The 21,552-nt window shown below is 73.4% G+C and carries 17 protein-coding genes; 12 read left to right on the forward strand and 5 right to left on the reverse strand.

What is annotated here, in order from left to right:
• The first annotated feature begins 60 nt into the window (after nucleotides 1-60).
• From ACFTZC_RS27400 to ACFTZC_RS27410, 3 genes are all read left to right on the forward strand, one after another.
• Nucleotides 61-1,551 (forward strand): peptidoglycan recognition protein, encoded by a 1,491-nt coding sequence (locus ACFTZC_RS27400; RefSeq protein WP_382894119.1) that lies wholly within the window; start codon nucleotides 61-63, stop codon nucleotides 1,549-1,551.
• A 131-nt stretch (nucleotides 1,552-1,682) separates the two neighbouring features.
• Complete coding sequence (locus tag ACFTZC_RS27405; protein WP_382894121.1) at nucleotides 1,683-2,765, forward strand: sugar phosphate nucleotidyltransferase; 1,083 nt, start codon at nucleotides 1,683-1,685, stop codon at nucleotides 2,763-2,765.
• 166 nt (nucleotides 2,766-2,931) lie between these two features.
• The gene (locus tag ACFTZC_RS27410) at nucleotides 2,932-3,927 is read left to right on the forward strand and encodes a DNA-3-methyladenine glycosylase family protein (protein WP_382894123.1); all 996 of its coding nucleotides are present in this window, start codon (nucleotides 2,932-2,934) and stop codon (nucleotides 3,925-3,927) included.
• Here ACFTZC_RS27410 and ACFTZC_RS27415 read toward each other — a convergent pair.
• The 4 genes from ACFTZC_RS27415 to ACFTZC_RS27430 form a co-directional block, all read right to left on the reverse strand.
• Nucleotides 3,924-4,403, reverse strand: a complete 480-nt coding sequence (locus ACFTZC_RS27415; protein WP_382894125.1) for a hypothetical protein — start codon at nucleotides 4,401-4,403, stop codon at nucleotides 3,924-3,926. The genes ACFTZC_RS27410 and ACFTZC_RS27415 overlap by 4 nt on opposite strands.
• 81 nt (nucleotides 4,404-4,484) lie before the next feature.
• A complete protein-coding gene (locus ACFTZC_RS27420) occupies nucleotides 4,485-5,858 on the reverse strand; it encodes a coenzyme F420-0:L-glutamate ligase (protein ID WP_382894126.1) in 1,374 nt (457 codons plus the stop codon).
• Nucleotides 5,855-6,835 (reverse strand): 2-phospho-L-lactate transferase, encoded by a 981-nt coding sequence (cofD, locus tag ACFTZC_RS27425; protein ID WP_382894128.1) that lies wholly within the window; start codon nucleotides 6,833-6,835, stop codon nucleotides 5,855-5,857. Before cofD ends, ACFTZC_RS27420 begins: the two co-directional genes overlap by 4 nt.
• Nucleotides 6,836-6,848: 13 nt before the next feature.
• Nucleotides 6,849-7,349 (reverse strand): cysteine dioxygenase family protein, encoded by a 501-nt coding sequence (locus tag ACFTZC_RS27430; RefSeq protein ID WP_365808428.1) that lies wholly within the window; start codon nucleotides 7,347-7,349, stop codon nucleotides 6,849-6,851.
• Nucleotides 7,350-8,019: 670 nt separating this feature from the next.
• On the opposite strand from ACFTZC_RS27430, the gene ACFTZC_RS27435 reads away from it, so the two are divergent.
• From ACFTZC_RS27435 to ACFTZC_RS27445, 3 genes are all read left to right on the forward strand, one after another.
• Nucleotides 8,020-8,283 carry a WhiB family transcriptional regulator gene (locus ACFTZC_RS27435; protein WP_030742398.1) on the forward strand — a complete coding sequence of 88 codons (264 nt, stop codon included), beginning with the start codon at nucleotides 8,020-8,022 and terminating at the stop codon, nucleotides 8,281-8,283.
• 358 nt (nucleotides 8,284-8,641) lie between these two features.
• Nucleotides 8,642-12,337 carry a glycosyltransferase family 2 protein gene (locus ACFTZC_RS27440; RefSeq protein WP_382894130.1) on the forward strand — a complete coding sequence of 1,232 codons (3,696 nt, stop codon included), beginning with the start codon at nucleotides 8,642-8,644 and terminating at the stop codon, nucleotides 12,335-12,337.
• On the forward strand, nucleotides 12,334-13,926 hold the full coding sequence (locus ACFTZC_RS27445; RefSeq protein ID WP_382894132.1) for a DUF5719 family protein: 1,593 nt from the start codon (nucleotides 12,334-12,336) through the stop codon (nucleotides 13,924-13,926). Before ACFTZC_RS27440 ends, ACFTZC_RS27445 begins: the two co-directional genes overlap by 4 nt.
• Nucleotides 13,927-13,946: 20 nt before the next feature.
• Here ACFTZC_RS27445 and ACFTZC_RS27450 read toward each other — a convergent pair whose 3' ends face one another.
• Nucleotides 13,947-14,375, reverse strand: coding sequence for a metallopeptidase family protein (locus ACFTZC_RS27450; RefSeq protein WP_382894170.1), 429 nt, complete (start codon nucleotides 14,373-14,375; stop codon nucleotides 13,947-13,949).
• A 285-nt stretch (nucleotides 14,376-14,660) separates the two neighbouring features.
• On the opposite strand from ACFTZC_RS27450, the gene ACFTZC_RS27455 reads away from it, so the two are divergent.
• The 6 genes from ACFTZC_RS27455 (at nucleotide 14,661) to manA (ending at nucleotide 21,502) form a co-directional block, all read left to right on the forward strand.
• Nucleotides 14,661-15,086, forward strand: a complete 426-nt coding sequence (locus tag ACFTZC_RS27455; protein WP_382894134.1) for a DUF3499 domain-containing protein — start codon at nucleotides 14,661-14,663, stop codon at nucleotides 15,084-15,086.
• Between the two features lie 186 nt (nucleotides 15,087-15,272).
• The gene (locus ACFTZC_RS27460; RefSeq protein WP_382894136.1) at nucleotides 15,273-16,889 is read left to right on the forward strand and encodes an L-lactate permease; all 1,617 of its coding nucleotides are present in this window, start codon (nucleotides 15,273-15,275) and stop codon (nucleotides 16,887-16,889) included.
• A 128-nt stretch (nucleotides 16,890-17,017) separates the two neighbouring features.
• Complete coding sequence (locus tag ACFTZC_RS27465) at nucleotides 17,018-18,433, forward strand: phosphomannomutase/phosphoglucomutase (RefSeq protein WP_382894138.1); 1,416 nt, start codon at nucleotides 17,018-17,020, stop codon at nucleotides 18,431-18,433.
• Nucleotides 18,434-18,558: 125 nt separating this feature from the next.
• Complete coding sequence (locus ACFTZC_RS27470; protein WP_365808440.1) at nucleotides 18,559-18,741, forward strand: Trm112 family protein; 183 nt, start codon at nucleotides 18,559-18,561, stop codon at nucleotides 18,739-18,741.
• Nucleotides 18,742-18,945: 204 nt separating this feature from the next.
• The gene (locus ACFTZC_RS27475) at nucleotides 18,946-20,091 is read left to right on the forward strand and encodes an SIS domain-containing protein (protein ID WP_382894140.1); all 1,146 of its coding nucleotides are present in this window, start codon (nucleotides 18,946-18,948) and stop codon (nucleotides 20,089-20,091) included.
• 241 nt (nucleotides 20,092-20,332) lie between these two features.
• Complete coding sequence (manA, locus tag ACFTZC_RS27480; RefSeq protein WP_382894142.1) at nucleotides 20,333-21,502, forward strand: mannose-6-phosphate isomerase, class I; 1,170 nt, start codon at nucleotides 20,333-20,335, stop codon at nucleotides 21,500-21,502.
• Nucleotides 21,503-21,552 lie beyond the last annotated feature (50 nt).

Consider the following 21,552-nt stretch of genomic DNA (forward strand, 5'->3'; position numbering starts at 1 on the left):
CCGACGGGCCGTCAGTTTTCCCGCCGAGCGGGCCGTGTGGCGCGCGCCGAGGATCGGCCCATGCGTGCCTACCTTGCAACCTCGATCGGCGTGGTGTGCACCGCCGTACTCGTTCTCCCGCTGTCGCAGCCGTCGGGGGCGCTCGCCGCGTCCCCGGCCGCCCCGCCGGCCAGTCAGCAGGCCGGCCCCCGGACCGGCCCCGGGGCCGCCCACCCCGCCGTGCCGCCCCCGGGGGCCGTGCCGGGCTCCACCGAGTCCGTACCCCTGCGGCCGCTCGGCTCCCCGCGGTCGCCCGGCTCCGCCGCGGAGGAGGGGGTGGCCTCCCGGAAGGTACGGCCGTTCTCGCTGCTCGGCGTCGTCTGGGACGACGCCGACGAGGAGCTGCGCGGCACCGTCCAGGTCCGTACCCGCTCGGCGGCCACCCACGTGTGGTCCGACTGGCAGGACGTCGAGACGCACAACCAGGAGCACGGTGCCGACCCCGGGACGCAGGAGCGCGACTCGGGGACGGTGCGCGGCTCGACCGCGCCGCTGTGGGTCGGCGGTTCGGACGGGGTGGAACTGCGGGTACGGGCCACCGCGGAACCGGACGGGACGGGACCGGCCCGCCCGCTGCTGCCGCAGGGACTGCGGCTGGAGCTGATCGACCCGGGCGACGAGCCGGCAGCGCAGCCGGGGACGCAGGCAGGCACACAGTCGGCAGCGCAGGTGTCCGGTACGGCGGTCGGCACCCCCGTCGGCACCGCCGTCAACATGGAGGCGGGAACGTCCCCAGCGAACGGCACCATGACCGGCGGGACGACGGGCCTCGCCTCCGCCATGTCCGCCGCGGACATGGCCAGTTCGTCCGCCAACGAAGGGCTCGCGGCGCCGGGCGCCGCCGAGATCCCCGCCCTCACCAAGGCGGAGGCCGAGGCGGCGGTGTCCGACGCCACGCTGCGGGCGTACGCCGCGCCGCGCCCGCGCATCGTCACTCGCAAGGGGTGGGGCGCGGACGAGTCGCTGCGCGAGAGGAAGTTCGGCTACACCGGTACGGTGAAGGCCGCGTTCGTGCACCACAGCGGGACCGGCAACAACTACACCTGCCGGCAGGCGCCCTCGGTCCTGCGCAGTATCTACCGGTACCACGTCAAGAGCAGCGGCTGGCGGGACTTCGGCTACAACTTCGCCGTCGACAAGTGCGGAACCGTCTACGAAGGGCGGGCCGGTGGCGTGGCCAGGCCGGTGCTGGGCGCGCACACCCTCGGGTTCAACACGAACACGACGGGCATCGCCGTCCTCGGCTCGTACAACCGCACGAACCCGCCGTCGGCGGCCACCACCGCCGTCGCCAGGCTCACCGCGTGGAAGCTCGGTCTGCACGGGGTGAACCCGCGTGCCAAGGTGACCCTGACGTCGGGGGGCAGCGGGAAGTACGGGAAGGGCGCGCGGGTCCGCCTGCACTCCATTTCCGGTCACCGGGACGGGTTCAGCACCGACTGCCCGGGAAGCCGCCTCTACGGGAAGCTCGGCTCCGTGCGCACGAAGGCGGCCGGGTACCAGGGTCGCTGACGTCGGCCCCAGGGCCGCTGACGTCGAACAGGCCGCTGACAACGGCCGGTTCCTCGGGTGTACGCCTGTATGTATGTGCGTATGTACGTATGCACGAGGAATCGGCCCCAGCGGGAAGCGGAGACGACACGGTGACTGAAGCGATCCTTCTGGTCGGTGGCAAGGGCACCCGGCTGCGGCCCCTGACGGCGCGCACCCCGAAACCCATGGTCCCGGCGGCAGGTGTCCCCTTCCTCACGCACCAGCTGGCGCGGGCGCGGGCGGCGGGGGTCGAGCATGTCGTCCTCGCCACGTCGTACCTCGCGGAGGTCTTCGAACCGTACTTCGGGGACGGTTCGGCGCTCGGGCTGAGCCTGGAGTACGTGACCGAGCGCGATCCGCTCGGCACGGGCGGCGCGCTGCGCAACGTGGCGTCGCGGCTGCGCTCGGGGCCCGACGAGCCGGTGCTGATCTTCAATGGCGACATCCTGACGGGCCTCGACATCCGGGCGCTCGTCGCGACGCACACCACGTCGGGGGCGGATGTCTCGCTGCACCTCACCCGGGTCGCGGACCCGCGCGCCTTCGGCCTGGTGCCGACGGACGGGGACGGGCGGGTGACGGCGTTCCTGGAGAAGCCGCAGACCCCGGAGGAGATCGTCACCGACCAGATCAACGCGGGCGCGTACGTCTTCAGACGCTCGGTGATCGACGCCATCCCGGCGGGCCGGCCGGTCTCGGTGGAGCGGGAGACCTTCCCGGGGCTGCTGGCCGAGGGGGCCCATCTCCAGGGCATGGTCGACTCCACGTACTGGCTGGACCTGGGCACGCCCCAGGCGTTCGTACGGGGCTCCGCCGACCTCGTGCTGGGCAGGGCCCCGTCCCCGGCGGTGGCGGGCCGCTGCGGCGAACGGCTGGTGCTGCCGACGGCGTCGGTGGCCGCCGACGCGAAGCTCACGGCCGGCACGGTGGTCGGCGAGGGGGCGAGGGTCGGCGCGGGCGCGCGCGTCGCGGGGAGCGCGCTGCTGGCCGGCGCGGTGGTGGAGCCCGGCGCGGTGGTCACGGACTCGCTGATCGGCGCGGGCGCGCGGGTGGGGGCCCGTACGGTCCTGTCGGGGGTGGTGGTCGGCGACGGCGCGGTGGTGGGCGCCGACAACGAACTGCGCGAGGGTGTACGGGTGTGGTGCGACGCGGTGCTCCCGGCGGGCGCGGTGCGCTTCTCGTCCGACGCGTAGCCGACCGCGCCGGGCCCGCCGCGCGTCGTCTTCCGGCCCCCCGTGGGGTCCGGGTGGACCGCCCTGGCGGGGGAGGCCCTCCCGGGGGCTACCCTCGGGGGACCCCGAGGGTAGCCCCCGGGGACTTCACGATCCGGACGAGACGAGAGGCCCCAGGACCCCACCCGTGGCAGGACGCTTCGCCCCCCGCCCCGCGCGCGCCCCGTACCCCACGGGTGCCGTGCGCTCCGCGCCCGCGCCGGAGGGCCTGCGCCGCCGCTGGACGCCGCCGGACGGTGCGTACGACCTCGGGCTCACCCTGGGGCCGCTGCGGCGCGGCCCCGGCGACCCGACCTTCCGGGCCGAGCCGGGCGGCGCGGTGCGCCGCGCGAGCCGTACGCCCGCCGGGCCCGGCGCGCTGCGGCTCGTCGCGCGGGGCGGCGGCGTGGATGCCGAGGCGTGGGGCCCGGGCGCGGAGTGGCTGCTGGAGCACCTCCCGGAGCTGCTCGGCGCGTCCGACGAGCCGGACGCCTTCGTACCGCGCCACCGGCTCCTCGTCGGGGCCCTGCGGCGCAGGCCGGGACTGCGGCTCTGCAGGACCGGGCTCGTACTGGAGTCGCTGATCCCGTCCGTGCTGGAGCAGAAGGTCACCGCCGTCGAGGCGTACCGCGCCTGGCGCCTGCTGGTCCGTGCGCACGGCGAGCCCGCGCCGGGGCCGCCCCTCGCCTCCGGTGAGCCGCTCCACGTCATGCCCGACGCCAGGACCTGGGCGCTGATCCCTTCCTGGGAGTGGCACCGGGCAGGGGTCGACGCCAAGCGCTCCTCGACCGTTCTGCGCGCCGTACGGGTCGCGGGACGGCTGGAGGAGGCCGCCGCCATGGAGCCCGAACAGGCGGCCGCCCGGCTGGAGTTGATCCCGGGCATCGGACCCTGGACCTCGGCGGAGGTGATCCAGCGGTCCAACGGCGCCCCCGACGCCGTCACGGTCGGCGACCTCCACCTGCCGGGCATCGTCGGCCACGCGCTGGCCGACGACCGGCACGCGGACGACGCGGCGATGCTGGACCTCCTCACCCCGTACGCGGGCCAGCGCCACCGGGCGACCCGGCTGATCCTCCTCAGCGGGCGCGTCCCGGCCCGCCGGGCACCCCGCATGCCGGTCCGCGACATCGCCCGGCTCTAGCGCCCCTTCCCGGCAAGCTTCGCCCCCTCGCCGCGGGCTCGGCCCCGTACGGCCACGGCGGTGCCGACGGCGACCCCCGCGAGGGCGGCGAGGACCACGACGTTCACCCAGCCCGGGACGAGTTCGAGGTGGGTGCCGTCGCCCCAGCGGCAGTGGCTCGACAGCGGCAGGAACCCTTCGGCCACGGTGAGGGGACCCGGGGGACCCTCACCACCCGGGGGGACGCTGACCGCCCGCTCGCAGGCGGTGCCGGTTCCGCCGCTGTCCCAGCCGACGGACAGCCCGGCCACATAGGCCGGGAGCCCGGCGCCGAGACTCAGCGCGATCAGCTCCACCCCGCGCCAGGGCCCGCCGGCGGTACGGGCGAGGAACCAGCGCCGGCGGACGAGCAGATGGACGGCCTTGACCAGGAGCAGGACGACGCCGAACGGCATGGCGACGACCGCCACGTCGATCAGGATGTCGGTGAGGTCCACGCTCCGGGACCGCTCCCTCTTCTTCTCTCCTCGCGGCGGTCGAGGCCGCGGCGCACCCGGCCGCGACCGCCACGGTGCCGGCTAACGCACCTCGATGAACGCCTCCGGCGACCGCCCCGGCCGTTCCTTCGGCGGGGCCGCCGCGTGGCCGACCGCGACCGTGCCCATCGGGTCCCACTCCTCGGGCAGCTCCAGGACGTCCCGTACGACCTCGCGGCAGAACATCGTCGACGAGACCCACGCGGAGCCCAGCCGCTCGCCGGCCAGTGCGACCAGGAGATTCTGCACGCCCGCGCCCATCGCCACCGTGAACATCTCGCGCTCCGCGCCGTCCCGCCGGGCGTCGCCGTAGGTGTGCGAGCCCTCCGTCACCAGGCACGGCACCACGAGATACGGCGCCTTGCGCAGCACGTCACCGCGCCGGACGCGGCGGGCGATCGACTCCTCGGACTTGCCGTCGCGGCGCAGGTCGGCGATCCACGCGTCGCGCATCGCGTCGAGGAGCCGCAGCCGCGACCCGGGGGATTCCAGCAGCACGAAGCGCCACGGTGTGGTGTGGTGCGGCGCCGGGGCCGTGATCGCCGCCGCGACCGCGCGGCGGACCGCGCCCGGGTCGACCGGCTCGTCGGTGAAGTCCCGGACCGTACGGCGCTGGGTGACCGCCTCCCGTACCGCCTCCGAGGTGCCGAGCCGGAACATGTCGTCGGCGGCGACCCTTATCAGCGCGCGGGCACCGGTGTCCGCGTCGTCCGTGTCGTCGGCGCCGGACGCGGGGGACGCGGCGGACGGGCTCACGAGGTGTCCCAGTCCGCTCACCACCGCCACCGGCAGATTCCCGGTCTTGCCCTTCACCAGGTCACCGGCGGCCGCCAGCTCGTCCGCGAGGGCCACGACCGTCGCGGCCAGCGGATTGCCGTGCGCGTCCGTCCCGCCGCGCAGGTCCTCCAGGACCCGTACGCCCGCCGAGCCGATCGCCACATCCGTCAGCCCGTTGCGCCAGGGCCGCCCGAAGGTGTCCGTGACGATCACACCGAGGTCGAGCCCCAGCGCGTCCCGCAGCCCCTCCCGTATCGCCCGCGCCGAGGCGTCGGAGTCCTCGGGCAGCAGCAGGACCGTGCCGGGCGCGGTGTTGGAGGCGTCGACCCCGGCCGCCGCCATGACGAGCCCCTGCCGGTTCTCGACGATACGGAGGGGGCCGCGCCGGGCGACGACCCGTACCGTCTCCGCGTCGATCGCCGCCTCGCGGTCCGTCGCCTCGATGATCCGGCCCTCGGCCTTGGAGACGATCTTCGAGGTGACCAGCAGCACATCACCGTCGGCCAGCCCGGCCCCGGCCGCCGCGATCAGCTTCGCGAGGTCGTCGCCGGGGCGCACCTCGGGCAGCCCCGGCAGCGCGCGCACCCCGTACGAGGGGACCGCCGGCGCGGCGGACGCCTGATCCGTGCCGGAGCTCATGCCCGTACCTCCTCGGCCAGCGCCAGCGCCTCGCGTGCCATCGCGGCGGTGGCGGCCACGTCCGTCATCATCAGCGGGACCGCCCGGCTGCGGATGCCCGCGCCCTCGATCGCGGCCACCGCACCGGCGTCCACCGTGTCGACCAGCCAGCCGTCGAGCAGCCCGGAGCCGTAGTGCAGCGCGACCGCCGCAGCCGTCGCCTCGACACCGATCGCGGCGAGCACCTTGTCCGCCATTCCGCGCACCGGCGCGTCCCCGACGATGGGGGAGAGGCCGACGACCGGCACGCCCGCCTCGGCGATGGCCTCCCGTATTCCGGGGACGGCCAGGATCGTGCCGATGCTGACCACCGGGTTCGACGGCGGGAAGAGGATGACGTCGGCGGCGCCGATCGCCTCCAGCACCCCGGGCGCCGGCTTGGCCTGATCGGCGCCGACGGGGACGATCGCCTGCGCGTCCACGGACGCCCGCAGCTTCACCCAGTACTCCTGGAAGTGCACGGCCTTGCGCTCGCCCTCACCCGTGGCGGAGCCGCTGTCGGGCAGCGTGACCGCGACATGGGTCTCCACGCGGTCGTCGGACATCGGCAGCAGCCGCACGCCCGGCTTCCAGCGGGCGCAGAGCGCCTCCGTGACGGCGCTGAGCGGATAGCCCGCGCCGAGCATCTGCGTACGGACGATATGGGTGGCGAAGTCGCGGTCGCCGAGCCCGAACCAGCCCGGCCCCACGCCGTACGCGGCCAGCTCCTCCTTGATCAGGAACGTCTCGTCGGTGCGTCCCCAGCCCTGTTCCTCATTGATGCCACCGCCGAGGGTGTACATCACCGTGTCGAGGTCCGGGCAGACCTTCAGCCCGAACAGATGGATGTCGTCGCCGGTGTTGCCGATCACCGTGACGTCCGCGTCGGGCGCGGCCTGCTTGAGGCCGCGCAGGAAACGGGCGCCGCCGATGCCGCCGGCCAGAACCACGATGCGCATGCCCTGAATACTGTCAGGCGGGTACGACATCCTGGGCCGCCGGGGCGCAGCGGGCCGAGTGCATCGGCATCTCGGTCAGCCCCGGGTAGTAGATGTGCAGGCTCACGGCCGGTTCGATCGCGGCATTGACCACTTCGTGGACATAACCGGGGGCGAAGACCCGCTGCGCGCCCGGCGTGAGCGTCCGGCTCCCGCTCTCCGAACGCTCCGTCAGTTCCCCGTCGAGCACTGTCAGTACGCCGGAGGAGCGGCCGTGGTCATGCGATCCGCTGCCCTGTCCCGGCACCCAGGAGAGCAGCCACACCTCGTAGCCGGGGCCGGTACGCAGCCGGTGGTACCAGCGGCTGGTGGCGTCGTACCGGACGTGCGGGGCCCACTGGGCGCGGTCGGCGGCGAGGGTACGGGCGAGGCCGGCGAACTCGGCCACGGTGACCGGGTGCTCCCGGGCGGGGCGGAGAAGGTGCTGGACCTCAAGGAGGTCACCGGCGATCTGGATGTCGCTGTCGCTGTTCATGGGGTGCTGTGGTTCCTCGGCAGGGAAAGGGCGTGCGCTACCGGAAAAAGGGGGGTGGTGAGGAGAGGTTCGACCGGAGCCGGGAGGGCTTCAACAGCCGGAACAGCTTGAGCAGCAACAGCGCGCCTGGACAGCACTGCGGAATCCACGGAGGTGGGTCGCGGGGTGCGTGCGGTGCGCTGGCATGAGACCTAAGGTCGCGAATCCCCTTCCGGATGTCAACTCAATGACCGATTTGGCCGCAATCTTTCACCACATCCGGTTGCTCCGTCCGGAGAAAGGTTTGCCCATGAGGGGGTGCGGACACATGGGGCAGCGACCGCGCTCGTAAACACCTCGGCGCCCTCGTGATCGGACTGTGATCCAGATCGCTTCCGTGCCCGGATCCGCAACAGGGTCGGGGTGTGCGGCGTCTCTCCTGTCAGGAGAGGCCAGGAGGTGATCGGAAGGGGTGATTGCGGTGGTGCGGTCAGGCCAGTGGCATGTGTCAGGTTTTTGGCGATTTGAACACTTTCCGCATAGCCTTGGTTCCGCAGAGTGAATACCGGGCCCAATAGCAGATCTCGGCTTGACCGGACCGGAGCACACACTTGTAATTTCACTCGTGTCGTTCGGCCGACTCGACAGCGGCCATACCCACGGGGACGCAAAAGACAGACGAGGGGCGCACATGACCGAGCTGTTCCAGCAACTGCTGGTCGAGGACGCGGAAGAGGAACTCGGCTGGCAGGAGCGCGCCTTGTGCGCCCAGACCGATCCCGAGTCCTTCTTCCCCGAGAAGGGCGGTTCCACCCGCGAGGCCAAGAAGGTCTGCCTCGCCTGTGAAGTCCGGTCGGAATGCCTTGAGTACGCCCTCGCCAACGACGAGAGATTCGGCATCTGGGGCGGATTGTCCGAGCGCGAGCGGCGCCGCCTGAAGAAGGCCGCGATCTGAACGCCGTCGGGCCGCCGGGCGGCCGCGACACCGGAGATCCACCGTACGACCCCTTACGCATACGTATATGGCGCGGTCCGCAGTCTGCTCCTCCCCGCAGACGGCGGACCGTTGTGTTTCCCGGGCCCGCGCTCCCCGCGCCTTCCCCGCAACTCCCGCGCCCCCGCGTCCCCGCGCGACCCCGCGCGCACGCCGGGCGCTCCGCCGGGCGGCGTGCCGAGCGCTCCGGCGGGCCGCTGCGCCGGGGACATCGAGCGCCGGGCGCCCCGCGCGTATTCCTACCGTTAGTGTGGGGCCCCGTCCGAGACGCTCCAACGCCCCTTCGGGGCGACCCCCGGCCGGAGGGCCCGCCACCTCAATGTCCCCCACCACCGCCGCGTTCGTTCCCGCCACCACCAGCGCCCCCGAGTTCCCGCGCCATGTCGTCACCGCGGTGCTCGTCGCCCACGACGGCGCGCGCTGGCTGCCCGACGCCCTCGCGGGGCTGCTCGGCCAGGAACGCCCCGTACAGAACGTCATGGCCGCCGACACCGGCAGCGCCGACGACTCGGCCCGGCTGCTCACCGAGGCACTCGGTGACGAGCGCGTGCTGCACCTCGCGCGCCGCTCCGGCTTCGGCACCGCGGTCGAGGAGGCCGCCACGACGGCCGGGGTGCTCACCCCCGACGATCTGCCCTATCTGAAGCGGCCCGGCGGCTGGGACCCGGCCACCAGGACCTGGCGCGACGAGAACTACGACCTGCCCGAACTGCCGCACGGCGAACCGGTGCAGTGGCTCTGGCTCCTCCACGACGACTGCGCGCCCGCCCCCGACGCGCTCGCCGAACTCCTGCGCGTCGCCGACTCCGACGAGTACGCCGCCGTCGTCGGCCCCAAACTCCGCGGCTGGTACGACCGCAAGCAGCTCCTCGAAGTCGGCGTCTCCATCGCCAACAGCGGACGCCGCTGGACCGGTCTCGACCGCCGCGAACAGGACCAGGGCCAGCACGACCAGGTCCGTACCGTCCTCTCCGTCTCCTCGGCCGGCATGCTCGTCCGCCGCGACGTCTGGGAGGAACTGGGCGGCTTCGACCGCAGACTTCCGCTCATGCGCGACGACGTCGACCTGTGCTGGCGCGCGCACGCCGCGGGGCACCGGGTCCTCGTCGCCCCCGACGCCGTCCTGCGCCACGCCGAGGCGTCCGCGCGCGAGCGCCGTACGGTCGACTGCGCGGGCCGCTCCGTCGTCAACCCGCACCGCGTCGACAAGGCCGGCGCCGTCTACACCATGCTCGTCAACGCGCGGGCCGCCGTGCTCCCCTACGTGCTCTTCCGGCTCGTCCTCGGCACCGTCCTGCGCACCCTCGCCTATCTCGTGGGCAAGGCACCGGGACAGGCCGTCGACGAGGTCACCGGACTCCTCGGCACCCTGCTGCGGCCCGGACGGATCATCAGCGCCCGCAAGGACCGCGGCAAGGGCGTCGTCGAGGCGGCCGAGCTGCGTCCCCTCTTCCCGCCGGCCGGCGCGACCGTCCGCGTCACCGTCGAGCAGATCGCCGCGAGCCTCGGCGGCGACTCCGACTCCGACTCCGGCGGCTCCCGCCACGGCGCCGTCGAGTCGGGACCGGGCGGCGACGACGCCGACTACATGGAGATCGAGCAGTTCGCCCGGCTGAAGAAGCTCGCGCACAAGCCAGGCCCCGTCCTCTTCGCGATCCTCCTCCTCGTCTCGCTCGTCGCCTGCCGCGGACTGCTCGGCGGCGGCGCGCTCGCGGGCGGCGCCCTGCTGCCCGCGCCCGCCGACATCTCCGACCTCTGGTCCCGGTACGCCGACGGCTGGCACCCCGTCGGAACGGGCGTCACCGACACCGCGCCGCCCTACCTCGCCGTACTGGCCGCCCTGTCGGTCCTCTTCCTCGGCTCCACCGGCCTCGCGCTGACGGTGCTCCTGGTCTGCTCGGTCCCGCTCGCCGGGGTCACCGCGTACTTCGCCTCCCGTTCGCTCGTCCCGTCCCGCCTGCTGCGCGCCTGGGCGAGCGTCGCGTACGCCTTCCTGCCCGCCGCGACCGGCGCGCTGGCCACCGGCAGGCTCGGCACCGCCGTCCTCGCCGTGCTGCTGCCGCTGCTCGCCCGCGCCGCCGTCTCCGCGTACGCGATGCGCGGCGGCGCCGACCCGCAGACGCGCGGCAGCTGGCGCGCCACCTGGGCGTACGCCTTCCTGCTCACGTTCACGATGGCCTTCACGCCCGTCGTGTGGCCGCTGGCGCTGGTGCTCGGCATCGGCGTACTGGTGCTGCGCCGCGGTGAGATCGCCGCGTACGGATCGCGCGTCCTCGCCGGGCTCGGCACCCCGCTGCTGCTCCTCGCGCCCTGGTCGTTCTCGCTGCTCACCGACCCGTCCGCGCTCTTCCGCGAGGCAGGTCTGGAGTTCGGTACGGGCTCGGCCTCCGCGCTCGACCTGCTCGGGATGAGCCCCGGTGGCCCGAAGGCCGTCGGCGGTGTCCTGATGCTGGGCATCGTGCTGGCCGCGCTGGCGGCGCTGCTCCGCGCCGAGCGGCGGTTCGCCATCGGCTCGGCGTGGACCGTCGCGCTGGTCGCGCTGGTCTTCGCCGTCCTGACCAACAACTCCGGCTGGGCGGGCCCCGCCACCCTTGTCTACGGCCTCGCGATGATCGCCGCGGCCATCCTCGGCGCGGACGGCGCCCGGATCCGGGTCGCCGCCGAGAGCTTCGGCTGGCGCCAGCCCGTCGCCGTGCTCATCGCGGCCGCCGCCGGACTCGGCCCGCTGATCGCCGCCGTCGGCTGGATGTTCAGCGGCGCGGCGGGCCCGCTGGAGCGCCGCGACCCGGTGCAGGTGCCCGCCTTCGTCGCGGAGGAGAGCATCACCCGCGACCAGCCGCGCACCCTGGTCCTCGGCGGCACCTCGCCCGCAGAGGTCTCGTACTCCCTGGTCCGCGGCTCGGGCGGGCGCCTCGGTGACGCCGAGCTGACCGCGGCGGGCGGCGGCGACGCACGGCTCGACAAGGTCGTCGCCAACCTCGTCGCGGGCTCCGGCGCCGACCAGACCGACACGCTCAGCGGTTTCGCGATCCGCTACGTCCTGGTACGGGACGGAGCCCCCGCCGAGACCGGCCGCGTTCTCGACACCACCCCGGGACTGACCCGGCTGAGCCAGCTCGACGGCAGCGCGCTGTGGCGGGTCGACCGGCAGATCTCGCGCGCCACGATCGTCGACGGCAAGGGCGACGGCGAGTCGCTCGCGGTCGCCGCGGGGCCGGTCGAGGCGCACACGGAGATCCCGGCGGGCGCCGCCGGACGCGTGCTGCGGATCGCGGACCGGGCCGACGAGGGGTGGCAGGCCACCCTCGACGGCAAGGAGCTGACGAGGAAGACCGTCGACGGCTGGGCCCAGGGCTTCGAACTCCCCTCCGAGGGCGGCCGGCTCGACCTCACCTACGAGGACCCGATCACCCACACCGCGTGGGTCTGGACGCAGGGCGCGCTCGCCCTCGTCCTGCTGGTGCTCGCCCTGCCGGGGCGCCGCCGGGAGATCGACGACGACCTGCCCGACGAGGACGAGGGGATCCCGGCCCAGCCCGTGGAGGGCGAGGGCCGCAGGGCGCGCCGCCTCCGGGCGGCGGCCGAGGCGGAGGCCGGAGCCGAGGCCGGGGCCGAGGCCGAAGGGGCTGCTTCGGCCGCAGCGGCCGAGGCGGCCGAAGCAGCCACCAAGACCGACGAGCAAGCGGCGTACGGAGCGGTGCCCGCGCAGCCGGCGTACGACGAGTGGGACAGCTCCACGTACGCGAACGCACCCGCACCCGCGTCGGCGCCCGGCCAGGACCCGTACCAGCAGCAGTACCAGCAACAGCAACAGCAACAGCAACAGCAACAGCCCTATCAGGGCGATCCGTACCAGCAGCAGGGCACGTACGCGGAGCCCGGCCCGTACGACCAGCAGCCGTACCAGCAGCACCAGCAGCAGTACGACCCGTACGGCTACGGACAGCAGCAGCCCTACGCCGACGGCCGGCAGAACGAGCCGCGTCAGCGCCCCGACGGGAGCAGCAACCAGTGAACCGTACGAGCCTCTCCCTCATCGCGGCCGCCACCGCCCTCGCCGCCGTCACCGGGTTCGCCTCGTTGTCCGCCCCCGCGGACGCGGACACGACGGCCGCCGGCGCCGCTGCCCGGCTCCCCGTCGAGCGCACCAGCCAGCTATGCCCGGCGCCCAGCGTCTCGGACGTAGCGGAGACCACGTACACCTCCGTCACCCCCACGGGGAAGGGCGGCGCGGACAGCGCGCCCGCCGCCGACGCGGGCGGCACGGCCGAGCTCAAGGAGTCCACGGTCACGCTGGCCGACCCGGGCGGAGCGGACGGCGACAAGGCGGACGACGGCAAGAAGGACGACAAGGAGGGTGAATCGGCGCAGGACGACGCGGGGAAGGCGGCCACCGGCGAGGACGGGAAGTCCTTCATGACCCTCAAGGAACCCGGCACCCCCGTCTCCGCCGAGGCGAGCGGCGCCACCTCACCCGCGCTCGTCGGCACGGCCACCGGCCGCTTCGCCCCCGGCTGGACCACGCAGCAGACCACCACGGTGACCGTGGGCGGCGCGCGCGGGCTGCTCGGGATGACCTGCACCGCGCCCGACACCGACTTCTGGTTCCCCGGCGCCAGCACCGAACGCTCCCGCCAGGACTACGTCCACCTCACCAACCCCGACGACACCGTCGCCATCGTGGACATCGAGCTGTACGGGGCGGACGGCGCCGTCAAGTCCGAGACGGGGGAGGGCATTCCGGTGCCCGCGAGGTCCAGCGTCCCGGTGCTGCTCTCCACGCTGACCAGTGAGTCCGCGCCCAATGTGACCGTCCATGTCACCACCCGCGCGGGCCGGGTCGGCGCGGCGGTGCGTGCCGCGGACGACGCGGGCGGCAGCGACTGGCTGACCGCCTCCGGTGCCCCGGCGGGCAGTGTGGTGCTGCCCGGCATCCCGAAGGACGCGACGGACGTGCGGCTGGTGGTCTTCGCGACCGGGTCCGCCGACGCCGACCTGAAGGTGCAGCTCGCGACCCCCGAGGGCACGATCACCCCGGCGGGACTCGAAAGCCTTCACGTCAAGTCGCAGATGACGGCCGCGCTCGAACTCGCGGACGTCACCAAGGGCGAGGCCGGCTCCCTGGTGCTCTCCCCGTCCGGGAGTCCCGCCCCCGTGGTCGCGGCGCTCCGCGTCGTGCGGGGCAAGGGCGAGAAGCGGGAGATCGCGTTCATCCCGGCGACCGCCCCCATCACGGCGCGCGCGACCGTGGCCGACAACCGCGCCAAGGGTTCGACGCTCTCGCTGACCGCCCCCGGCGCCGCCGCGAAGGTCAGGGTCACGTCCTCGCCGGGCACCGAGGGGGGCGAGCCGACGGTGGAGACGTACGACGTGAAGGCGCGGTCGACGCTGGCCGTCACCCCGAAGGCGCCGGCCGGGCTGAAGGGCGCGTACGCGCTGACGGTCGAGCCGGAGTCGGGCGGCCCCGTCCACGCGTCGCGCACGCTGGAGCTGCCGGAGGACGGGGTGCCGATGTTCACGGTGCAGACGCTGCCGGACGACCGGGGCACCGTGTCCGTACCGAGGGCCAGGGAAGACCTGTCCATCCTGGACGACGGAAAGTAGCGCCCTTCAGGGACCCCCGGTCACTCCTGCCCGTACCGGGGGTCGACGGACTCGGGCGCCAGCCCCAGCAGCTCCGCGACCTGTTCGACGACGACCTCGTGCACCAGCAGCGCGCGGTCGTCGCGGCCTTTGGTACGGATCTCCACAGGGCGGCGGTAGACGAGGATGCGTGCCGGATGATCCTTGTCCGCCGGGGCGGAGCTGCCGAGCGGAACGGTCTCCTCCAGGGTGCCGGGCACCTCCATGACGAGGAACTCGACATCCGCGAGCTGCGGCCAGCGTCGCTCCAGCCGGTCCACGGAGTCCCGTACGAGATCACGGAACGACTCCGAGCGGCTGGTCGAGAGCGGCACCTGGGGCGGGGCGACCGGCCCGCGCATCCCCCGGCCGTGGCGGTCGCGGCGGCGCGGCCGGGGCTCGGGCGACCGGGGCGGTACTGGACTGTCCATCACTGACGCAGCGTAGCTCTCCGGGGCCCTCCACCATCGAGGCTCGGACCTCGTCGGAGGCCATGTCGCACGCCATGTCGCATATTGAGCATTCAGGCCAAGCTTGAGCTCGATTCCCGACGTACGCATGATCGTCGATCCCTCGCGCATTGACGGGTTTGTCCCAAGTCGCGACCGTGTCACGGGCTGTCGTCGGCCCGTCACTCCTCTTTCCGTGCAGGTCAGGGCAGTTGATTCCAGCCAACTTGTGCGGCATATCACGCCGCGACACGGTGGAGTGACCTGGTGGTGAGTCGTCGCAGCCCGCTCAAGAGTGCGGTACCGTCCAACATCGTGAGCCCTGTACGTCGCTGTTCGCGCACCGCGTGCGGCCGCCCTGCTGTCGCGACACTGACGTACGTCTATGCCGACTCGACCGCGGTCCTCGGCCCGCTCGCCACCTACGCCGAGCCTCACTGCTACGACCTGTGTGCGGAACACGGTCAGCGGCTGACGGCGCCACGCGGCTGGGAGGTCGTCCGGCTCACGGACGGCTCGGCCCCCGCGCAGCCGAGCGGCGACGATCTCGAAGCCCTGGCCAATGCCGTACGGGAGGCCGCCCGCCCGCCGGAGCGGTCACCCGAGGGCCCCGGCAAGGGGGCGCGCGGGGCGGACCCGATGGAGGTCGGGCGCCGGGGGCATCTGCGGGTGCTGCGCTCACCCGAGTCCTGAGCCCCGCGCCGCCCTGCCCGGCCCCCGCGTCGTACCGACAAGCCTTCCGGGTCCCCGGCCGGGGGCCCGTCCAGGGTTTCCGCCACGGATCCTGTGCGGACCATTGACCTTCTCTTGGCGCGGACACGACCATTCCTCCATCCGTGAGAGATCACTTTCCGTATCGCGGAATTCCGGAGGACTGTCGTGTTCGTACAGCAACTGGAACCTGTCGCCGATTCGCTCGCACTCTCCGCTCTCGTCGCCGCACTGCCCCTGGCCACCGTGCTGATCCTGCTCGGCGGCGTCCGTATGCGAGCCCACCTCGCCGGGCTCACCGGCCTCGCCGTCGCCGTACTCGTCGGCTGGCTCGCCTTCTCGATGCCCCTCGGCCAGACGCTCTCGGCCGGCGCGCAGGGCGTGCTCTTCGGGCTCTTCCCCATCATGTGGATCGTCGTCAACGCCCTCTGGGTCTACCGGATGACGGTCAGGACCCAGCACTTCGACATCCTGCGGCGCTCCTTCGGACGCCTCTCCGACGATCCCCGTATCCAGGCGCTCGTCGTCGCCTTCTGCTTCGGCGCGCTCCTCGAAGCGCTCGCGGGGTTCGGCGCGCCGGTCGCGATCTGCTCGGTGATGCTGGTGGCGCTCGGCTTCGACCCGGTGAAGGCCGCCGTCGTCTCGCTCGTCGCCAACACCGCGCCCGTGGCCTTCGGCGCGATGGGCACACCGGTCGTGACGCTCGCACAGGTCACCGGGTTGCCGCTGGACACGGTCGCCGCCGTCGTCGGCCGGCAGACCCCGCTCCTCGCCCTCGTCGTACCGCTGGTGCTCATCGGCCTCGTCGACGGGCGGCGCGGGCTGCGCGAGACCTGGGTGCCCGCGCTGGCGTGCGGAGTCGCCTTCGCCGTCGCGCAGTTCGCCGCCGCCAACTACGTCTCGGCCCAACTCGCCGACATCGCGGCCGCGCTGGCCGGGGCCGCCGCGCTGGTAGCGGTGCCCTCGGCGCGCCGGCCCGCGGCGGAGCCGGTACGCGCCGCCGTGCTCACGGGCGTACGGAGCGAGGACCTGGACCGCGAGGACCCGCGCCCCGAAGTGGTGCGCGCCTACGCCCCGTACGCGCTGATCGTCGCGATCTTCTCCGTCGCGCAGATCCCGCCGGTCAAGGAGCTGCTGGCCAAGGCGACACAGGTCTTCGACTGGCCCTTCCTGGATGTCGCGAACGCCGACGGGGACCGCGTGGGCGCCAATGTCTTCACGCTGCCCCTGGTCGGCACGGGTGGCACGCTCGTCCTCCTCGCGGGGCTGGTCACGGCCGTGGTGCTGGGCGTACGGGCGGGGGACGCGGCGCGCGAGTGGGCGGCGACCGTGCACGAACTGCGGTACGCGATCCTCACCGTCACCTCCGTGCTGGCCCTCGCGTACGTCATGAACCTGTCCGGGCAGGCCGCGACCATCGGCCACTTCGTCGCCGCGGCGGGGGCCGGGCTGGCGTTCCTCTCGCCGATCCTCGGCTGGTTCGGCGTCGCGGTATCGGGCTCGGACACCTCGGCCAACGCCCTGTTCGGCGCACTCCAGGTGACCGCGGCGCACCAGTCGGGACTGGCGCCGGAGCTGCTGGCCGCGGCGAACAGCTCCGGGGGTGTGCTGGGCAAGATGATCTCCCCGCAGAACCTGACGATCGCGTGCGCGGCGGTGGGGCTGGCGGGCAAGGAGGGAGACGTACTGCGCAAGGTGCTGCCGTGGAGCCTGGGGCTGCTGCTGGTGATGTGCCTGATCGTGGTGGGGCAGAGTACGGCGGTACTGGGGTGGATGCTGCCGTAACGGTGTCATCCGGCCCGGGTAGGTTGAACCGACTCACCGCACCGCACGAATTGCCGCACTGAACCGAGCGCGGTGAACTGACCGCAGTGAACCGACCGCGGTGACAGGAACCTCTGGAGGGCGTGACCGTGGCCGACGTTTCGCATGCGCCGCATGTGCCACATGTGCCGGACCTGGCGCAGATCGTGAAGGCGTACGACGTACGAGGGGTGTACCCGGACCAGCTCGACGACCGGCTCGTGGAACTCTTCGGCGCCGCCTTCGTCGAGGTCACCGGCGCCGGGGCGATCGTCGTCGGCCACGACATGCGGCCCTCCTCGCCCGGTCTGGCGTCGGCCTTCGCGCGGGGCGCCCTCTCGCGCGGCGCCGACGCCACCCTCATCGGGCTGTGCTCCACGGACCAGCTCTACTACGCGTCCGGGAGCCTGAACGTCCCCGGCGCGATGTTCACGGCGTCGCACAACCCGGCCCGGTACAACGGGATCAAGATGTGCCGCGCGGGCGCCGCGCCGGTGGGCCAGGACACGGGACTCGCGGAGATCCGTGCCCTGGTGGAGAGTTGGCTGCGGGGCACGGGGGAGACACCGCCGCGGGACACGGGGGAGACACCGGAGGGCACGGGAACCCTCACGCGGCGTGACACGTTGGACGATTACGCCGCATATCTGCTCTCCCTGGTCGACCTCTCCGCGATGCGCCCGCTGAAGGTCGTCGTGGACGCGGGCAACGGCATGGGCGGCCACACGGTCCCGACCGTCTTCGCCGGCCTGCCGCTCGATGTCGTGCCCATGTACTTCGAGTTGGACGGTACGTTCCCGAACCACGAGGCGAACCCCCTGGACCCGAAGAACATCGTCGACCTCCAGGCCCGTGTCCTCGCCGAGGGCGCCGACCTCGGCCTGGCCTTCGACGGCGACGCGGACCGCTGCTTCGTCGTGGACGAACGCGGCCAGGGCGTCTCGCCGTCCGCGATCACGGCCCTGGTCGCGGCGCGCGAACTGGCCAAGCACCCGGGGGCGACGGTCATCCACAACCTGATCACGTCCTGGTCGGTCCCCGAGGTCGTCAGGGAGAACGGCGGCACCCCGGTCCGCACCCGCGTCGGCCACTCCTTCATCAAGCAGGAGATGGCCACGACGGGCGCGGTCTTCGGCGGCGAGCACTCCGCGCACTACTACTTCCGCGACTTCTGGAACGCGGACACCGGCATGCTCGCCGCGCTCCACGTCCTGGCGGCCCTCGGCGGCCAGGACGGCCCGCTCTCCGAACTGGTCTCCTCGTACGACCGGTACGCGGGCTCGGGCGAGATCAACTCCACGGTGGACGACCAGGAGGCCCGGCTGGCGGCGGTCCGCGCGGCGTTCGCGGCGCGCGAGGGGGTCACCCTCGACGACCTCGACGGCCTGACGGTGGCGTCGGCGGACTGGTGGGTCAACGTCCGCCCCTCCAACACGGAGCCGCTGCTGCGCCTGAACGTGGAGGCGCGGGACGCGGCGACGATGGCGGGGCTCCGGGACGAGGCCCTGGCCCTGATCAGAGACTGACCGGGACCGACCGTCACCACCGCCCCTCGGACACCCGCCGTTCCCGGCTCCGGGACGGCGGGCGCGGGGCCCGCGGCGGTAGGCTGACAGGCGTCTAGCCACCTGTTCGAAAGGACACCCACCCCATGCCGCTCGAAGCCGGCCTCCTGGAGATCCTGGCCTGCCCGGCCTGTCACGCGCCGCTCAGCGACCGCACCACGGCCGAGACGCCCGAGCTCGTCTGCACCGGTGCGGAGTGCGGCCTGGCGTACCCGGTCAGGGACGACATCCCGGTGCTCCTCGTGGACGAGGCGCGCCGGCCCGCGTAATCGGCGCCCTGCGCAGGCGCGCCTCGCGTCAGCGCGCTTCGTACACGCACGCACAACGCGCAGAGTCGCACCACGTACGCACCGCGTACGTACCGCGCAGGTACGTAGGCGCGCACCGCGCAGACACGCCGCGTACCACCCGTAACAACTGCATCGCTCGCATCAGCCCTGCTCATGTGCCACACCAGCGGAGGCCCACCCCTCATGCTCGACGAGTCGCTGCTCGACGCTCCCGACGCGCTCACCCGCGCCGACCACCACGGTCTGCTCCGTGACGCCGCCGAAGCCGGGGCCAGGGTCCGTACCGCGCTGCGGCAGACCGCCGAGGCCGGCGTCGGCGACCTGGCACCGGAAGGCCGCCCCCGTGGTGTGCTGATCGCCGGTTCCGGCGCCGCCGCGACCGCCGCCGCCGACCTTGTCGCCGCGCTGGCGGGCGGAACCGCGCCGGTGACCCGCTTGCGCCCCACGGGTGTCGCCCCCGCCGCGGGCGCCCTGCGCTGGGCGCTCCCCGGCTGGGCCGGCCCCGTGGACCTGCTGCTGATCGCCACCACCGACGGCAGCGAGCCCGGCCTGGCCCTCCTCGCCGAGCAGGCGTACCGGCGCGGCTGCACGGTCGTCGGTGTCGCACCCGGCCACTCCCCGCTGAGCGAGTCACTCAGCGGTTCGCACGGACTGCTCGTACCGATGGCGACGGCACCGAACGAATGGGCCGACACCGTCGAGGAGGACACCCGCGCGACCGGACCCGGCGCACTCTGGGCCCTGCTCGTCCCGCTGCTCGCCCTGCTCGACCGGGTGGGACTCCTCACCGCGCCACCGGAGACCCTTCAGCGCGTCGCCGACCGGCTGGACCGTACCGCCGAGCGCTGCGGCCCGGCCATCGTCACGTACAGCAATCCCGCGAAGACCCTCGCCGCCGAACTCGCCGACAGCCTCCCGCTGATCTGGACCGAGGGAACGGCCGCGGCCCCCGCCGGACGCCGCTTCGCCGCCGTGCTCTCCGAGCTGAGCGGCCGTCCCGCGCTCGCCGCCGAACTGCCCGAGGCGCTGCAGGCCCACGGCACGCTGCTCGCCGGAGACCTCGCGGGCGGCGCCGACCCCGACGACTTCTTCCGCGACCGGGTCGAGGAGAGCCAGGCCCTGCGCGCCCGCGTCGTCCTGCTCAGGGACCGTCCGGCAGGCGGCCTCACCGCCGCCCCCGCCGCCCGCGAACTCGCCCTCGGCCACGACACGGCCATCAGCGAGCTGGAGCCGGAGGAGGGCACCGACATCGAAGCCCTGGCCGAGCTGATCGCCGTCACCGACTTCGCCACGGTCTACCTGACACTGGCCGCGGGCACTCCCGTATGACCTGACACGCCCCCCGCATGCCGTTCCCGTCCCGTACCGACAGCGCGCCGCGCACCCGCGCACCCGTACGCCCTCGCACGTCCGCTCCCCGTTGCCCGGTCAGCTCAGCCCTACCGGCACCTGGCCGGCGCCTGACCGGCATCCGCCCAGCACTTCACCAGCACCTCACCAGCACCTCACCAGCACCAGGGCGCCATCCCACCGCCACCGCGCCGCCACCTCGCACCAGAAGGCTCACCCCATGGACCGCCTCTCGAACACCGTGCGCCCCTACGCCTGGGGCTCGACGACCGCCATCCCGGAACTGCTCGGCACCCCGCCCACGGGCGAGCCGCAGGCCGAGATGTGGCTCGGCGCCCACCCCGGCGCCCCCTCGCGGCTCGACCGCGGACACGGCGCGGGTGAACAGGCGCTCTCGGACCTCATCACCGCCGACCCCGAGGCGGAGCTCGGGGCGGCCACCACACGGAAGTTCGGCCCCCGGCTGCCCTTCCTGCTCAAGCTGCTCGCCGCGGGATCGCCGCTCTCCCTCCAGGTGCACCCCGACCTCGCCCAGGCGAAGGAGGGGTACGCGGACGAGGAGCGCCGCGGCGTCCCGATCGACGCCGCGCACCGCAACTACAAGGACGCCAACCACAAGCCCGAACTGATCTGCGCGCTCACCCCCTTCGAGGGGCTCTGCGGATTCCGCGCCCCGGAGGACGCCGCCGAACTCCTCGCGGGGCTCGGCGTCGACGCGCTCAAGCCGTACGTCGACCTGCTGCGCGCCCACCCCGAAGAGGCCGCGCTGCGCGAGGTCCTGACCGCCGTACTGGGCGCGGACCCGCAGGAGATGGCCGCCACGGTGACCGAGGCCGCGGCCGCCGCGGACCGGCTCGGCGGCGCGTACGCCCCGTACGCGTCGATCGCCCGCCACTACCCGGGCGACCCGGGTGTCATCGCCGCCATGCTGCTCAACCACGTACAACTCCAGCCGGGCGAGGCGCTCTTCCTCGGCGCCGGTGTGCCGCACGCGTACCTCGACGGCCTCGGTGTCGAGATCATGGCCAACTCGGACAACGTCCTGCGGTGCGGCCTCACCCCCAAGCACGTGGACGTCCCCGAACTCCTGCGGATCGTGCGCTTCGAAGCGACCGAGCCGGCCGTTCTGCGCCCCGAGGCGTCCGCCTCCGGCGAGGAGCTGTACGACACCCCCATCGACGAGTTCCGGCTCTCCCGCTTCACCCTCGCGCCGGGCGCCGCCCCGCGCGACCTGACGGCCGCCACCCCGCAGATCCTGCTCTGCACCGCGGGCGCCCCCACGGCGGGCGACCTCGGGCTGACGCCCGGCGGCGCGGTCTTCGTACCGGCGGGCGAGAAGACCGAACTGTCCGGTACCGGCACGGTGTTCAGGGCCACAGTGGTGGTCTGATGGTCCGGCCGCTGCGGCGGCTGCAACAATGTCCCGCCGTACGGCGGCGC

The organism is Streptomyces sp. NPDC056987, from assembly GCF_042673865.1.
Lineage (GTDB): Bacteria > Actinomycetota > Actinomycetes > Streptomycetales > Streptomycetaceae > Streptomyces.

What these genes read in the sequence shown, in the direction of transcription:
- manA (WP_382894142.1), top strand. Translation starts at nt 20,333, where the DNA reads ATGGACCGCCTCTCGAACACCGTGCGCCCCTACGCCTGGGGCTCGACG.
- ACFTZC_RS27430 (WP_365808428.1), bottom strand. Translation starts at nt 7,349, where the DNA reads ATGAACAGCGACAGCGACATCCAGATCGCCGGTGACCTCCTTGAGGTC.
- ACFTZC_RS27450 (WP_382894170.1), bottom strand. Translation starts at nt 14,375, where the DNA reads ATGGACAGTCCAGTACCGCCCCGGTCGCCCGAGCCCCGGCCGCGCCGC.
- ACFTZC_RS27420 (WP_382894126.1), bottom strand. Translation starts at nt 5,858, where the DNA reads ATGAGCTCCGGCACGGATCAGGCGTCCGCCGCGCCGGCGGTCCCCTCG.
- ACFTZC_RS27475 (WP_382894140.1), top strand. Translation starts at nt 18,946, where the DNA reads ATGCTCGACGAGTCGCTGCTCGACGCTCCCGACGCGCTCACCCGCGCC.
- ACFTZC_RS27400 (WP_382894119.1), top strand. Translation starts at nt 61, where the DNA reads ATGCGTGCCTACCTTGCAACCTCGATCGGCGTGGTGTGCACCGCCGTA.
- cofD (WP_382894128.1), bottom strand. Translation starts at nt 6,835, where the DNA reads ATGCGCATCGTGGTTCTGGCCGGCGGCATCGGCGGCGCCCGTTTCCTG.
- ACFTZC_RS27470 (WP_365808440.1), top strand. Translation starts at nt 18,559, where the DNA reads ATGCCGCTCGAAGCCGGCCTCCTGGAGATCCTGGCCTGCCCGGCCTGT.
- ACFTZC_RS27440 (WP_382894130.1), top strand. Translation starts at nt 8,642, where the DNA reads ATGTCCCCCACCACCGCCGCGTTCGTTCCCGCCACCACCAGCGCCCCC.
- ACFTZC_RS27435 (WP_030742398.1), top strand. Translation starts at nt 8,020, where the DNA reads ATGACCGAGCTGTTCCAGCAACTGCTGGTCGAGGACGCGGAAGAGGAA.